Origin of the sequence: Flammeovirga sp. SJP92 (assembly GCF_001583495.1) — a bacterium.
GTDB lineage: Bacteria > Bacteroidota > Bacteroidia > Cytophagales > Flammeovirgaceae > Flammeovirga.
Map to the genome: position 1 here is coordinate 26,550 of NZ_LQAQ01000046.1, position 16,923 is coordinate 43,472.

12 protein-coding genes are annotated in these 16,923 nt (G+C 33.9%); 7 read left to right on the forward strand and 5 right to left on the reverse strand.

Features of this window, described 5'->3' with window-relative positions; genetic code table 11:
• Window positions 1-22: 22 nt before the first annotated feature.
• From AVL50_RS11760 to AVL50_RS11785, 6 genes are all read left to right on the forward strand, one after another.
• Complete coding sequence (locus AVL50_RS11760) at window positions 23-751, forward strand: porin family protein (protein WP_082795773.1); 729 nt, start codon at window positions 23-25, stop codon at window positions 749-751.
• Window positions 752-1,127: 376 nt separating this feature from the next.
• Window positions 1,128-3,494 (forward strand): TonB-dependent receptor, encoded by a 2,367-nt coding sequence (locus AVL50_RS11765; RefSeq protein ID WP_062616703.1) that lies wholly within the window; start codon window positions 1,128-1,130, stop codon window positions 3,492-3,494.
• Window positions 3,495-3,575: 81 nt separating this feature from the next.
• Complete coding sequence (locus AVL50_RS11770; RefSeq protein ID WP_062616704.1) at window positions 3,576-4,820, forward strand: hypothetical protein; 1,245 nt, start codon at window positions 3,576-3,578, stop codon at window positions 4,818-4,820.
• A gap of 126 nt (window positions 4,821-4,946) precedes the next feature.
• On the forward strand, window positions 4,947-5,567 hold the full coding sequence (locus tag AVL50_RS11775) for a hypothetical protein (RefSeq protein ID WP_157491294.1): 621 nt from the start codon (window positions 4,947-4,949) through the stop codon (window positions 5,565-5,567).
• Entirely contained in the window at window positions 5,567-6,754 is a 1,188-nt protein-coding gene (locus AVL50_RS11780) for a PepSY domain-containing protein (RefSeq protein ID WP_082795775.1), read from the forward strand. The genes AVL50_RS11775 and AVL50_RS11780 overlap by 1 nt, the downstream gene beginning before the upstream one ends.
• 11 nt (window positions 6,755-6,765) lie before the next feature.
• On the forward strand, window positions 6,766-6,978 hold the full coding sequence (locus AVL50_RS11785; RefSeq protein WP_062616707.1) for a hypothetical protein: 213 nt from the start codon (window positions 6,766-6,768) through the stop codon (window positions 6,976-6,978).
• A 183-nt stretch (window positions 6,979-7,161) separates the two neighbouring features.
• Here the strand turns inward: AVL50_RS11785 and AVL50_RS11790 are convergent, their stop codons facing one another.
• Entirely contained in the window at window positions 7,162-8,145 is a 984-nt protein-coding gene (locus AVL50_RS11790; protein WP_062616708.1) for an AraC family transcriptional regulator, read from the reverse strand.
• Window positions 8,146-8,421: 276 nt separating this feature from the next.
• Here AVL50_RS11790 and AVL50_RS11795 point away from each other — a divergent pair, with 276 nt between their 5' ends.
• A complete protein-coding gene (locus AVL50_RS11795; RefSeq protein WP_062616709.1) occupies window positions 8,422-10,290 on the forward strand; it encodes a DUF3604 domain-containing protein in 1,869 nt (622 codons plus the stop codon).
• Between the two features lie 63 nt (window positions 10,291-10,353).
• Here the strand turns inward: AVL50_RS11795 and AVL50_RS11800 are convergent, their stop codons facing one another.
• From AVL50_RS11800 to AVL50_RS11815, 4 genes are all read right to left on the reverse strand, one after another.
• On the reverse strand, window positions 10,354-11,343 hold the full coding sequence (locus AVL50_RS11800) for an AraC family transcriptional regulator (protein WP_062616710.1): 990 nt from the start codon (window positions 11,341-11,343) through the stop codon (window positions 10,354-10,356).
• Window positions 11,344-11,560: 217 nt separating this feature from the next.
• Entirely contained in the window at window positions 11,561-12,361 is an 801-nt protein-coding gene (locus tag AVL50_RS11805; protein ID WP_157491295.1) for an aldo/keto reductase, read from the reverse strand.
• Between the two features lie 20 nt (window positions 12,362-12,381).
• Window positions 12,382-13,626, reverse strand: a complete 1,245-nt coding sequence (locus AVL50_RS11810; RefSeq protein WP_062616712.1) for an AGE family epimerase/isomerase — start codon at window positions 13,624-13,626, stop codon at window positions 12,382-12,384.
• Window positions 13,627-13,742: 116 nt separating this feature from the next.
• Complete coding sequence (locus AVL50_RS11815) at window positions 13,743-16,274, reverse strand: glycoside hydrolase family 2 protein (RefSeq protein WP_172826822.1); 2,532 nt, start codon at window positions 16,272-16,274, stop codon at window positions 13,743-13,745.
• Window positions 16,275-16,923: the final 649 nt, after the last annotated feature.

Consider the following 16,923-nt stretch of genomic DNA (forward strand, 5'->3'; position numbering starts at 1 on the left):
TCATAAAACTAAAAACCTAATTATGAGAACTTTATTATTTTCATTGTTGTGCTTACTATTTAGCCAAAGTTTGATGGCACAAGAAACAAAATCACCTTTTACTTTTGGTGTAAAAGGGGGATTAAATACCACTGCAATTATGGTAGCGAATCCTGATGAAGGAGGATTCCTTTTTGGTGGATTTGGTGGAGTATATACCAATTATAAAATCAATGACCGTTGGGCATTACAAGCCGAAATTCAATACGGCCAACACGGTGTATTCGGATTGTTGGACATGTATGAATCCATGTATGCTTCAGATCTTGATCCAGACTTAGGAGACGATAAATTTTCTATTGAGATGGATGGTCGATTAAATATTAGAACAGAATATTTATCTATTCCTCTTGTTGCTCAATACGCTATGGGTAAGAAAAGAAACTGGGTGTTAGAAGGAGGATTCATCGTCGGATTCTTTACCCGTTCAAATATTAACTTTGATGGAACTGCAACTTATAGAGAATATTTAGACGGATCAGTTTCTGCCGAAGTTGATGTTACAGATGATTTTAATGATTTAGTAAACCAAACAGAATTCAGACCTGTAGAAGTGAGTTTTACGATGGGATTGCAATACAAAGTTCCTAACTCTAATTTCCATGTTGGTGGTAGAACCATCTTAGGTTTAAGTAATATCAATGCTTCACCGATTGAAGAAAATTGGATGAGAAATCTGAACCTTCAATTAGGGGTTGGGTATACATTCTAATTCCTAAATAAACGAATCATTTCATCATCAGCCCACTAAAGTAGTGGACTGATGATGAAGTTAATTTGATGTCGATTTAATTCACTACACACATATATATTTGCTTTAACGGAGGAGAAACACTGTATTTCTTCTTCGTTTTTTTATGAAAAATAAAATGTGACCCTATTGGGAGTTGAGCTGATCTTTTCGGGAGAGAAAAAGGTAAGGTAACCATCGACATTTGTATTGTAATTAAAAACTACTGTTGTTTTTAAGATCATTGCTGAACATTTATAACATAAATGAAAATAATGTAATGCAATAAAAATACGTCGATTGAATTAAACACAAAACTATCAGCCTTATGTTACATCGATATTTGCTCCCTCTAGTAATGATATTTATTGTATCTCCCTTTGCTTTCGGGCAACGCAGGGAAGGGGTCACCATTCAAGGTGTAGTTATAGATCAGGAAGATATGCCTATTCCATTTTGTACAGTTGTAGTGAAAGGATTAGATAAGGGGGGATATACTAAAGAAGATGGGAGTTTTGAAATCAAAAATATACATCAAAAAGAAGTTGAGTTAATCGTCAATCATATTGGGCATAAGACAGCTAATGTTAGTGTTCAACTTTCTAGGAATAACCATTCAGGTATTGTTATTCAATTAGAAGATGAGGATGTAAAATTAGATGAGGTAGTAGTTTATGGTGAATCAGAGGCTACAAAGATGGAAAAAGAAGGATATTCTTCAACCTCTATTTCAACCGAAAAGTTTGAGATCCAATCCGTAGAATTGAACGCTATTCTTGACCAAACTTCTGGAATTAATGTAAGAAATGAAGGTGGTTTGGGTTCAAGAACACGATACAGTATTAATGGATTAAGTGGAAATTCAGTAAGGTTTTTCATTGATGGTATCCCCATGGAATATTATGGAGCTTCCTATTCTTTAAACTCTATTCCTGTTTCCTTGATTGAAGAAATGCAAGTATATAAAGGAGTTGTGCCTGTCAATTTAGGAGCAGATGCATTGGGTGGAGCTGTAAATATTAAAACCAAAAATCAAGGACAAAATACACTTGATTTTTCTTATTCGATGGGATCATTTAATACACATCAAGTGGCATTGAATGGAAATTATAGAAATAAAAATAATGGTTTAACATTTAGAGGGGCATTATTCTATAATTACTCTGACAATAATTATAAAGTTTGGGGAGATGATGTTTATGTCGTTGATCCAAATACAGGTCGTATCGACAGGTCTATAGTAGCAGAACGTTTTAATGACGGATTTGAATCCATGGGTACAAAATTGGACTTTGGCTTTACGGATGTGAAATGGGCGGATCAATTTATGGTAAGTTTTCTCTATTCTGATATGTATAAAGAAGTACAACATGGTGCAACAATGAATGTGCCTTTCGGAGAAAGGTTTTATACTCAAGGGAATATTGTTCCAAGTGTACATTATAAGAAAAGTGATTTCCTTACTGAAGGTTTAGAGATTGATGTCTTTACTTCCTATGCTATGAACTCAAGAACGTTAGTTGATTCTACAACCAATAAATACAACTGGCATGGAGATATCTGGGCACAAAATCCAAGTGGAGGTGAAGCGGGGACTCCTTTACATTCTACAACAGATGAAGGAACATTAATCAACCGTTTCAATGCAAGCTACAGTATCAATGATCAAAATAGATTTAATTTCAACGTAATCCATACAGATTACAAAAGAACAGCTTTCAACAGAAAGGCTCCAATTGGACAAGATACAAGTAATAATTACACCAAGATGTCTAAGAATTTGATGGGTTTATCGTATTCTAATTCTTCTTTCGACGATCGATTAAGAACTAACGTCTTCGGTAAAGTTTATAACTACAGTGTCAATATGTTGGATCATGAATATATAAATGGTGAATATCACCCGGTTTATCATTCCAATTCGGATAATAATTATGGATATGGCTTAGCAATAGGTTATGATATCACTAAAGATATTACGTTACAATTATCTTCAGAACAAGCAGTAAGACTACCAGAACCTGATGAGTTGTTCGGTAACTTCTCAGAGAATATTCATTCAGCCATTGACCTTAAATCCGAAGTGAGTAAGAATGTAAATCTAGGTCTTCGATTTGGGGAATATTATTGGAATGAGCATTCAATGACATTTTCTACAACATTATTCCATCGCTCGGTGTCAAATATGATTCAGCAGAGCACTCAGGTAGTGGATGGTGTAGATATTTTTGTCAATGAAAACTTTGGTGAAATCATTTCAAAAGGGATTGATTTTCAAATTGATTATGACTATAAACGTCAGTTTGAAATCACGCTGTCAGGTGCTTATAATGACACAAGGTATATGTCGCTTTATGATATCTATGGAAGGGAAAATATGTACTATGGATCCCGTTTGAAAAACGAACCTTTCCTTCAGTTTAATTCCAGTGTAAGATATAGATTTAGTAGACAATGGATCAAAAAAGGGGAATTAACCATGTTTTGGAATATGCGCTATGTCTATGATTACTACAGACATTGGGAAAACATAGGAAGTGACAACAAGGATATCATTCCAAGTCAGTTGATTAATGATTTTGGTGTTTCTTACAGATTACCAAACAATAAATTGGCATTGAGCCTTGACTTAAAGAATATGTTTAATACACAGGTGTTTGACAACTTCGCCATTCAACAACCTGGAAGAGGAGTTTATTTCAAAGTAAACTACTCGATATTTTAGAAACAACATCAATAGCCCATTACTTCAGTCTTGGGACCTAAGAATAGAAAAATAGATAGGAAAATTATAACTAATTAATCCATGTTTAAAATTAATACAACAAAAAAATTAGCCATCGGTGCAATGGCAGTTTTAAGCACGTTTGCATCTTGCTCTAAGGATGATCAACCTTATGAAGGTGAAAGACCAATTGATAAAGATGTATTTCATGTAGCAGCAGACGTAACTGACCCAGATGAAAATGTTTCTGTTTTTATGCAACCGACATCTAATGTTACAGATACTACTTTAACGTTTATCAATAATGGTTATGAAATGGATGGTGAACGTTCTGCAAGAGTATTAACCGCAGGTGGTAGAATCTATAATTTGAATTATGGAACAGGTCAGATTTATGAGTTGGAACATAATGGAGCCTCAAGTTATAATAAAGTAAGTGAGATTGACATCAGCCATTTGGTAGGTACTCACCCAAGATATGCCGAAGTAAGTGATAATATGCTTTTGGCACATAATGTTGTTGAAACTTTTAATAATGAAAACACAGAAGTTACTGTAACCTTACAAATTGTAAAGATCAGTATTCCTGGTTTGTACTTTAATGTTGCTACAGATTTTGTAGAACATGATTTGGGAACTTATAAAATAGGAGATGCCTATATTAATAGAGTAGATGCTCCTGTAATTATGGGAAATAAACTCTTCTACGGAGCACAATACCGTTTGTTAGGCCAACCTAATAATGGTGAACCAAGTACTGAACGCCCATCAGAAATGGCAACTTTAGTAGTTGATTACCCTAGTTTAGATGGTTTTAAAATCGTCACATCTGATGTATCAAGAGGAGATACTTACGGTTTTAGAGGAAAGTCAATGTATGTTCATAATCAACATGTCTATCAGGTGAATATGACTACAGAAGGTTCGGACGCAGTTATTGCAAGATTGAATAGAGAAGGAGAATATGATCAGGATTACGTCTTTAATATCTCCAATCAGTTAGGAAAAACAGTTGGAACGGTCAACTGGCATCATGTAGGTAATGGTAAAGGCTATCTCGCAATCGATGATATCAGCATTGACCACAACAATTCTTATAATATGGCTTATATAGATGTTGATAAACAAGAACTAGAAATACTATATGATGTACCAAAATCAAATATGTGGTTCTATCAATCAGGAGCTGTTCATGAAGGTAAATTCTATATGGCAGTTAGCCCAATCGGTTCAGATGCCTACATTTGGGAATTTGAAGGAAATCAAGCTCAAAAAGGAGCAAAATTAGACGGAGGGAATATTTACGTCCAAGGAATTTATAAGTAAAACAACAAAATACGAAGACTACACTTCAGTGTAGTCGGAGTTAGCATCACAAGCCCATGACTTCAGTCATGGGTATACGTCACAAAGACATTCAAATAACAAATTAACAATTCAAAATCAATCAAAATGAAAAAGATACTTATTATACTTACTACGATCACGGTACTATTCTCGTGTACAGAAGAGAAAACTAAAAAGTCTGGAATGGACTTTGAAAAATTAAAATTAGAATTAAATCTATCAGTCGAACAGACTTTAAAATATTATGAAATTATCAAATATTTTGAAGAAGATAGAGCGTCCTTATTAAAGGATTTAGAAGCTACTGGAAATGATTCTAAGAAAGAGAAAAATAAGCTTTTGCAAATCTCTTATCAATACCAAGAGCACGTTTTAGAAAATATCTTGAATGAAGAGCAAAAAATAATTGCTCATGAATTTATCAAAAGATATATGCCAGGCGTAGTGGATTATTCTGATGAATTGAAAGCTGAAGTAATCGAAACATTAGCCTTAGATTCAGTACAGGTAGAACAATATTTAGCTATCAATAATGCATTTGTAAAAGCATTCCATGATTCGCATGACAAGTTCCACGGAAACAAACAAACAGCTTCAATGTACTGGAATCAATATAACGAATCAAGAAAGTATGCCTTGAAAAAGTTATTTTCACAGGAGCAATACGCTCAATATATTGAACTGACAACGAAGGAAAGTTATAGAGGACAATTCTCATCAAAATAATGAAACTCTCTAAATCTTTACTTCGAAAAAAGAGAAAAAACGAATCACTGTTAAAGTACTTTATGTCCTTGTCACATTTGTGGCTTGGACTACTTTCCATTGTCGTTTTGATCGTAGTCTGCTTAACAGGTGCAGTGTTTGCTTTTAAAAATCAAATCACTGAATTATTGAATTATGATGTTGTTTTCAATAAAGATAAGAGTGCTAAAGAATGGGTGAGTCCTGATGATATCAATAATAATTTCATAAGTAAAGGACTTGAAATTATTTCAATAGACTATCCTGCTGATTTTAAAAGAAATATTTTAGTTTCGTATCAAAATTCAACTCTTAATCAAAAAGGAAGCGTTTACATCCATCCATCAAACGGAGAGGTAGTAGGAAAACAGTATGTATCTACAGCTTCTTTTTTTCAAACAGTAAAAGCCTTGCACAAAAACCTCTTGTTAGGTGAAGTTGGAAAACAGATTGTTGGGGTTTCGGTACTCATTTTTGTCTTTTTATTGTTGTCTGGAATTGTACTTTGGTTTCCAAAAAATAAGATACAACTAAAGAATAGTTTGAATATAAAATGGTCAGCAAAATTGCCAAGAGTAATTTATGATCTACACAGAGTGATTGGATTCTATTTCTTATTCCCTTTAGTGTTTATTTCAATTACAGGTTTGTATGTTGCTTATCCATGGATGAAAAGTGTAGTTTTGGTTTCATTGGGAGGTCAACCTGTATTAAATGAATCCAATAAAGAAGAGGTGCAAGAAGAGCTGTCAAATAAATTTGCATCCTTCTTAGAAGAATCATTGAATGTGCATCAAGAAGAAATGGCAGAAGTCGTTTCTATAGATCTACTTCTTAAAGATGTAAATCAGCGATTACCCTACAAGGGAAGCAGATCTATCGCATTAGCTATCAATGATAAAACAGAAATTGAGGTTACTAAAATCAATCAAGAGGGATGGTTAAATATTATCGCTCCAGACAAAATCACTTATAACCAAAATGGAGAATTTAAAAAGGAAGTTTTGTTCTCTGATTTGACATTATCCGATCAATTTAAAGCAGTTTCTCTTCCTTTGCATACAGGTGAAATCCTAGGACTTCCTGGAGTGATATTCTATTTCATTGTGACTTTGATTGGATGTTCTCTACCGATCACAGGAATACTTATTTGGGTTAGAAAATTATAAATACTACAATCATGAGCTACTTACGTAATAAATATATATTGATTTTCAGTATTCTATTTCTTGTAGGAATTGTAAATATTGAGATGAATCAAAAAAATGAAGAACAGAGAACAGAATGTTCACTAGAAGAAATTGAATCAACCAATAACGACAATTGGTCAACTATAAAGAAGACTTCAAAAAGCTATAAAAAGCAGAAGTTTGGGTTGATGGCAATGAAATAATAAATTCAAAATTTTGTGCAATATCACTCAAGTAATATCTCAGTTATAAAACCGAGAGACTTTAGTCTTGATAGTTTTATATATTACTTGCCCATAGTTTTAACTATGGTGCACGTTTAGGGTGTTCCATAAACCCTCATCCTCAAAAACCCATGAATTAATTCATGGGTTTTTGAGGATGTGTTATTTGGATGGTAAAATCTCCTTAGGATTCACCCCTTTGATTTTCTTAAACATCTGCGAAAATTTTGAAGGTGTTTCATATCCCAAATCGAGGCTTATTTCTAAAATAGAATATTCCCCACTTTTCAATCTACGCATTGCTTCTTCCATTTTTACTTGAAGATGATATTGATAAACTGAAGTATTGAAAAGGGTTTTAAAATCCCTTTTAAGCTTAGAAACACTCATGCCAAATTCCTGAGCGAGGTCATTCAAGACAATTTTTTCACTGAGTTGATTGACCAGTTTTTTTCTAATTTCCAACAAACGTTGATAATCACTGATATGTAATCCATTCAAATCATCTTCCTTATTTAAGTAAATGACAGAGTCGAAAAGTTTACTTAGTATTTCTATTCCTTTAGCAAGTATTAAAGGTGTTGGCTTAGTAGCCGATTCTTTGATGATGAACATTTCATCCATCAAAATAATAAGTTCAGCAGGAAGGGGAGTATGATAGGCTATACCTGTATCTTCGGGAAAAAGTTGGTTTATTTCTTCCAAATACTCAGGCATAATTTCATTAATTACTTTTTTAGAAACACGAAATCCAACAGTTTGAATTTTTGTATTGGCAGGAGCAAAATTATTGATCTCAAATAATCCATTGTGCATCAATACTCTTTTATTACTATCAGCTTTTAAAAACTCTTCTTTGTCATCAAAGAAATGATTGATTTCTCCATTTTTAATCAGATTAATATGCAATAACTCGGGATCTTCATCAGTGGTCCTAGAAGTAGTAAAGTGGAGGTCTGACAGAAAGTCAATTAATAGAATCTCAAACTTTTCCCAATACATATAAATATCAAGTTCAATTTTTGATTTGCCTTTATTATATCTGTATTGATGATTATCGAGGAACTCCCCACCAAATTCTTGAAGTAGATTGTCTACTAAGTTAATGGTCATGCCTTCTTTAAAGTTGAGATTAAATGTATCCATATTACTTATTATTTTGAATAATCTAATTTAGGCAATTACGATAGATTGTTCCTTAATAATGGAGACTATTTTTAGAACAAAAGTTAAACTATTTATGTAGCCTGATCCATTAAAATAACATGATCTTTTTGGGAGTTACACTGGTCTTTTTGGAAGAGAATTAGGGGTGTGCAGCTACTACATTTGTAATATCAACATTGATAAAAAGAGATAAACGAAAATTTATTTATCATTTATAAATCGTGTTGAAAACTAATTATCAAAAACAAATAGATTATGAAAAAATTATTGACACTTGTACTAGCTGCAGGTACGTTCTTGTCTAGTACAGCTCAAGAAGTACAGCAAGAGAAAGTTAAAGAATACTCTCCGTATATTGGTGATTTTGATCCAGGTCCACTTCCTGAAAATTATGATAAACCACTTTTTGGTGACACTCACTTCCATACATTTTGGTCGACAGATGCTGGTTTCTTAGGTATCGAGCCAGGTCCAGACATTGCATACCGTGCGGCAAGAGGTGAAGAAGTGACAGCTCAGTCAGGATTTAAATTTAAATTAATTCGTCCATTAGACTTCGTTTTACTTTCTGATCATGCAGAAAACTTAGGTCTTTCAGATTTTATCCGTAACGAAGATCCACTTTTACAGAAAAGTGAAGCGGGTAAGCGTTGGTTAGAAATGTTTAAAAATGGTGAAGGTTACAATGCTTATTTAGAATGGGCACGTAATATCAATACCGATCAAATTAATGTACCAGAAATGGTAGAGACTATTTGGGGACGTGTGGTTGATAATGCTGAAAAATACTATGAGCCAGGTAAATTTACTACATTCATTGGTTATGAATTTACGTCAGCACCAAACTCAAATAACTTACACAGAAATTTAATTTTTAGAGACGGTGCAGAGGAAGCATTGCAATACTTCCCTTATTCTGCTTTTGATTCTGGAAATCCAGAAGATATGTGGAAATTCTTAGCGGAGTATGAAGAAACAACTGGAGGTCGTGTTTTGGCTATTCCTCACAACCCGAACTTTTCAAACGGATTAATGTTTGATGATAAGACTTACGAAGGTCATGAGTTAACGAAAGAATGGGTAGAAACAAGAAGCCGTTTTGAAACGATTGTAGAAGTTTCACAGATGAAAGGTGATTCTGAAGCTCACCCTAATATTTCACCTGATGATCAGTTTGCTGATTTCGTGACGATGTCTCGTGGTAACATGATGGGTTCAGTTGAAAAAACGGATGACATGCTTTACAAAGAATATGCACGTTATGCTTACTTAGAAGGCCTTAAAATCGAACGTAAAATTGGTGTGAACCCTTACAAATTTGGTATGATTGGTTCAACTGATGCCCACGGTGGTATCTCTTCTCAAAGAAATGAGAACTACTTTGGTAAAGGTGCTTTTATGGAGCCAAGTCCAGGACGTGGCGACGGTATTATGGTAAAAGGTTATAAAGAAGAACTTTCTATTTTCCGTGGCGAAAACGGTGCAGGTGGTCTTTGTGCAGTTTGGGCAAAAGAAAACAACCGTGAGTCTATCTTCGATGCAATGGAGCGTAAAGAAGTGTATGCTACTTCTGGTACTCGTATGTCAGTTCGTGTATTCGGTGGATTTGATTTCTCTGACAACGATCTTGATAACTTAGTAGATAACGGTTACTCTAAAGGTGTACCAATGGGTGGTGATCTTGAGGCAAATGGTCAAACTCCAGGTTTCATGATCAGAGCTCAAAAAGACCCTGACGGTGCAAACTTAGACCGTGTTCAAGTGATTAAAGGTTGGATCGATGCTGATGGTAACACTTTCGAGAAAGTATTTGATGCAGCAGTATCAGATAACCGTAAGATTAATAATGCAGGTGTTTGTGAGACAAATGTTGGATCGACTATCGATTACGATAAGGCAACTTATACTAACGATATTGGAGCTGAAGAATTAACAACTTACTGGGAAGATCCTGAGTTCGACGCTTCACAAAATGCATTCTACTATGTAAGAGTTTTAGAAATTCCAACTCCACGTTGGACACTTTATGACAAAGTATTCTTCGGTTCTGAAGTAGGAGAGGGTATTAAATTAGAAACACAAGAGAGAGCTTATGCATCGCCAATTTGGTACAATGCAAAATAACTTTTCAATCATTTTTGTTTAAGTGTATACTAAGGCAGCAGCTGAAGAAATTCGGTTGCTGTTTTATTTCATTATAGTTACATCCGTAGGGCTTATTCCCTTCACTTTTTTAAACATCCTAGAAAAAGTAGCCAAGTTTTTATATCCCAAATCATAGGCAATTTCACTGACACTATATTTACCAGACTGTAACCTTCTATAGGCCTCATCCATTTTTGCATTCATAAAATATTGATAGACGGAACTATTGAATAAAATTTTGAAATCTCTTTTTAGTTTGGATACGCTTATTCCGAATTCAGTTGCTAGCTCTTCCAAAACCACTTTCTGCTCAAAATTAGAAAGCAGTTTTTCTTTAATTTCAATCAGACGATTGTAGTCTTCAATATGTAAACCATATAATTCGTCACTTCCCTTTGATGCTTGAATGGATTGGATGACAAAAGTAAAAATTTCTAACCCTTTCGCCATCACTAATGGATTTTTCCAATCCTTTAAAGTCATAGAATGGAATATTTTTTCCATCAACATTTCCACCTCATTATTCTTTTTGAGGTGATATCTCATTGGGGTGTTGCTTGGAAAAAGCTCTTCCAACAAAGCATCGGAATGAGGGAGTAACTGTGAAAAAGTACCTCTTTTTATTTTTATACCCACAGCACTGTATTGATGAGTAGGCAAGTGGGCTTCAATAGGGAATAGACCATTAGAAATGAAAATATCTTTAGATTCTTGAGGTCCCAATACTTCAGAATCATCTTCAAATTGATGATGGATAACACCAGATTTAAAGATTCCAATATGTAAGTGATCAGTGTTGGCTTCTAATTCTCTTTCTACAACAGTTGATTGTTTCATATACACATCACCAATCACTAATTGAAAACCAGGGATAAATTCATACAACAGCCAATCTATTTTTCCTTTAGAGTTATCCAGGATATAATGATTTCCCTTCAAAGTTCCACCTAGGTGCTCTAAAAATGAATCAATATAATTTCTAATATCACCCTCTTTTACCTTAAAGCGTATTTCTTTTTCCTTATTATACATATCAACCTATTTTCTTTCAATTTAGAGCTTTTGTGTAAACTCTTAAAGCTTTCGTGTAAAACATTTCCCTCTCAAAACTACTACTTTTGTACTATGGATAATGAGCAAACAATTAGGTTGTTATGATAACATTAGATATAAATTTAGTAGTTTAAGTTATAAAAAAATCCACTTCAATATTTGAAGTGGATTTTTTGTTATCAATCAATATATTCTATTAAAAGTCGAACGTTTCAGGATCTGGTCCCACACGTTTACCTTCGTTCATTTCAGCAATTTGATCCATATCTTCTTTTGATAATTCAAAATCAAAGATCTGATAATTCGCTTCAATTCTTGATGGAGTAACGGACTTCGGCAATGCATTCACACCTCTTTGTAAGTGCCATCTCAACATCACCTGAGCAGTAGATTTATTGTACTTTTCACCAATTGCTGTTAGCGTTTCATCTTGGAATAAAGCCGCCTGCATCAATGGTCCCCAAGCCTGTACTTGAATTCCTCTTTCTTTACAGTAAGCAATCAAATCCGCTTGCTGTAATTTAGGGTGAATTTCAATTTGGTTGATGGCAGGAACAACTCCAGATTCCTCTAAATCTTTCAAATGATGAGGGTTGAAGTTAGAAACACCAATAGATTTGATTAAACCTGATTTTTGTAATTCAATTAATTGATCCCATGCTTTCACATAACCTTTTGCAGGCCAGTGGATCAAATATAAATCGATATAATCTAACTGTAGTTTTTTCAAACTTAATTTTAATGCTTCTTCAGCATTCTCATTTCTAATATCCTCATTCCAAAGCTTAGTTGTGATAAACAATTCTTCTCTTGGAATACCAGATTCTTTGATCGCTTGACCCACACCTTCCTCATTTTCATAAATCATAGCGGTGTCAATGTGACGATAACCTGCTTTTAAAGCTGCTAATACCGCTTGTTTTACTTCTTCGTCTTTTGATAAATAGGTACCAAAACCTAGGCTTGGGATTTGATTCCCATCATTTAGTTTCATCATTTTATTTATAGGTCTAATTATTATTTCTTATTTAAAAATCGTATCATTTCTATTGTATGATAGGTAGATTTTCCTATGCTTCCTTTCAGCTCAGAAGTGATCGGTTGATCATCTTTTGAAGCATAAAAATACTCACCTCCATATTTACGGTCAACAAAGGTATCAAAGAAATATTGTTCAAACAAATGTTCTTCGTCACTATATTTTCCTTCATACAATGACAGTGCTATGATCGCTTCAGCATGTTGCCACCACGTCTTTCTGTCGTCCAATACTTTAGAAGTGTTCGGGTCAAATTCTGAATAAAATCCCTTTTGTATTTTTTGCTGATTAAAAATATCTTTCTTTAAAGTAATATCAATAATTTGTTGTCCAAGCTTCTTATAATGCTCTTGTGTTTCATGATCTAAAAATTCAAATTTTGAAGCTCTGAGTAATAAAGCGGATAGCTGAAAATTATGTCCTACAGTAACGGTAAAATCCATTGTCCCATCTTCCTTAATTTTTGGAGACCAATCATCATTGAGTTGCACATTTACCCATTCTGTATTTTGATTCCATCCGTATTGATACAAAAGAGATAAGTTTTCTTTAATCTGACCTTCATAAAGCTCTTTATGCTCTTGATCAGCTTCCCATAAGTTGATCATATAAGCCGTCAATGGATACATCAAAGATTGTAATGATTTTGAACCGGAAACTTGTCCTTTTTCAACATCATAATTTCCCCATAAACCACCTTTTTCTGTATCTCTAAATCGAGCAATAAACCCTTGATGAAGTTCATGAAGAATAGGCAATAATTCGGGATTTTTAGTTTGTCGGTATAACTCTGACAATCCGCATAATCCGTAGGCCTGTTGCCAAACATCTAAAGTACTTTGAATACCTGCTTTTTCTTCTTCAATAAATGAATGGGAGAAAGATCCCTTATCAGATTTTCCAATAAGATTTTGCTTTTGGAATTCGGCGACTTTTTGGGCTTTCTCCAAGTAGGCAGGATCATATTTTGATGCAAATGAAAGGCCGTAGATCAACCTACTTGTGGCTACTGTATATACTTTATTGGAAACTACCTTTCCTTCATTATCAATTTCAGAATAATAGGTTCCTAGCTCTTCAGACCATGCATGATCATCAAAAAAGCCAATGAGTTGCTTGGCTTGTTGTTCATACAGATCCGTTACTTTTTCTTTTTCACTTGGTTTAGAACATCTAAAAAACAGGAGGGAAGTAAGTAAGATAGTGAAGTATTTAATTTTCATATTTCATTTTTTATTTATTGAGAGCCAAAGTTAAGAGGAGTTCTCTGAATCACAAAACCCACCAATAACCGATACTTTAGATTATAGGCTATTGATGGGTTGAATGATGGATGAAATTATTTCACAACCTCAACCATAGTTTGTTGAAGGTGCTTAAATCTCAAGTTATTCTTTGAAATTTTCTCGTTTTTGCGACTTGAAATTAATACCTCTACTTTTTGATTTGGTAAGACGTCAAAGTAGTTGTCCGTCAATTCTGCTTGTTCTTGATTTACTTCAATAAATAAATTCTTAACCAACTGATCAGATGAGACCGTCACTAACAAATCATTACCTTTCTCAGTAAATGCAAATTCTACTTTAGGTTGAGGTAAATTCAATTCTTTCTGCAATACAAAATAATGATAATCTGTATCTACTACCTCTTCTTTATTTTTTAGAGTAGTCACCAATAGGATTTCATCAGATTTACTTTGTTTTATGATTTCAGCTATAGGGTTTGAAAATACCTCAGCTGTATTATTTGCATTAATAGATTTGATTGTTTTCGAAATATCAAATAATATTTTCCCTTCAAAATTCATCAATTTGATATTCAATTCTGATTCATTTGCAACATCAATATCAGAAGCAATTTTCACCGAAAGCTTTTCATCATCATGATTCACAATCAATGAAGTATTCTTATTTACGTCCTTAGCAAAATACTGTAAGGCTTTCCATTCACCATAAAAATCCATGGAAGACCAAGAAGCTACAGGCCAACAATCATTGAGTTGCCAATACAAAGAACCCATACAATAAGGCATTTTTTCTCTATGTGCCTGTATTGCTGAATAAATACTTTCCGCTTGTAAAAGTTGCCCAACATAAAGGAAATCCTCAAAATCAGTAGGCACTTGATAATGATCTTCCATGTATTTTTTGATTCTCAAATTACCAATGCCACTTCTTTGGTGAGATGCCATCACTTCAGACTCAATATCATAATCCTCTGGAATAGTATATTTCTTCACCGATTTGAATTCAGGGAAAGATTGGAAACCGTATTCACTCATAAAACGTCCAATGTATTTTCTGAAATCTGAGAAGGGATGTTCACCGTGCCAAACACCCCAATAGTGCATATCTCCAGAACGATGCTCATAATGTGCTATTTCACCATCACCTCCAGTAGGAGAAGAACGCCAGTAGAATTGATCATCCGTATATTCAGCTACTACTTCAGGCAATAACTCATGGAACACTTTTTCATAATCACCCCAAATGTCTTTTCGTTGTACAGGAGTGTATTGTTGTTTCCAACCCCAACCCATATCTTCACGACCTGGAGCCCAAGCCATTTCCATTTCATTATTACCACACCAAAGGGCAATACTTGCATGATTTCTCAATCGTTTTACATTATCAATCGCTTCCTGTTTCACACTTTCTAAAAAGGCTTTGTCACCAGGGTACATCGAACAGGCAAACATAAAGTCCTGCCAAACTAAAATACCTTTTTCATCACATAAATCATAGAAAATGTCATTTTCATAAATACCGCCACCCCAAACTCTAAGCATGTTCATATTGGCATCCAAAGTAGACTGAATCATATGATGGTAAGTAGAGTCTGAAACTCTAGGGAGGAATAAATCATTAGGAATATAGTTGGCACCTTTGGCAAATACAGGGCGACCATTTACTTCAAAATAGAAACTTTTCCCTTTGCCGTCTTCATCCGGTTTTTGCACAACTTTGATGGTTCTTAGTCCAATTCTCTCTTTGTGAATGTCTAATAATTCAGCATCTTCATAAAGCTCAATTTCCAATTGATATAAATGTGGTTCACCCAAATTAGCAGGCCACCATAACTCTGGGTTTTCAATGGTAAATTGTTGAGAAATAGAAGTTGCATTAGCTTCAGATGTAGTTTCGTTCACTACTTTACCATCAATTTTAGCCACTACTTTCAATGCCTTTTTTGAAGGTTGATCTAATGCCGTTATAATGGTTAAATCTGCTTTCTCTTGATTTGTGTTTTGATGTACTAATACATTGTCAATCTTATTATTATCCCATAACTGAACCGTTACATCTCTCCAAATACCTGAGGTAACTAACCTAGGACCCCAATCCCAACCATAATGATAACCCGCTTTACGCGTGAAAATAGAAACTTGTTTATCACCTAATTCACCAATTTCAGATTGATCATTGACAGCAGGAAGGCCATAACCATGCTTTTCTAATTCTTCTAATCCTTTTTGAATAGGAGACTCCAACACCACTCTTAAAGTATTTTGACCTTCTGTAATAAATGGTTTGATGTCAAAATCCCATTCTATAAACATATTGTCAGTTTCTCCCACTTTGTGATCATTGATATAGACAATGCCATACGTATCAATTCCATCAAAATGAAGATGGATATGTTGATTATTTAAAGAAGATTGTTCAATGTTGAATGTCGTTTTATATTCCCAGTCTACTTTATCAATCCATTGTACATCTCTTTCATTCATGCGGTAATAAGGATCTTCAATTTTACCATTATTCATAAGGTCCGTGTGTACAGTTCCCGGTACCTCCGCTTTCATCCACTCTGACTTTTCGACTTGTTTAAATTCCCAATGATCCAATAGGGAAATGGTTTGTTTATTCATTTTAGTATTTTGATTTACTTTATGACAAGAGGTTAAAAAAGTTAAGCTAATACTTAATATAGCTGTGATCAGTTGTAGTTGGTAGTATTTAGACATCGGCATACTTATTAAATTAAAAAGTTAGAATTGTATCTATTACAAATCTATTCGAGAAGGATAGGAGGAATAGGTAAATTTTATTTTAAAAGCGGTATTTCAAAAGAGAAACGGTAAAAATGTATCTTTTAAATAGGTAATTATTTATCATTTTTGATAAATATGGCACTGCTTAGAGGATGTTACTATTGAATGAAAAAGACTTTCAAATGAGTTAATTATTTGAAAGTCTTGTGTTTTGGAATTATATATAATTAACTGTATAGATAAATTATCGATCTCCATAATTGAGACCATACTAGCTTTCACCTAAACTAGCCCCATTTTCATTACAACTCTATTATTTACTTTAATAAAGCTCCAAAAGCTCTGTGCCTAAGTAAGATGAATTTGATTTTAAACAATAAACAAACCTTTACCTCAAGTAGGTCCATCCCTTTTAGTTTTATTTTTTTGTCTTTTTTTGACTAAAAGTGAGGTAAGTACACACTTTTATTACATACACAATAGGGATAATAAATTGCACTGATCTAATATTTTAATACTATTTCGA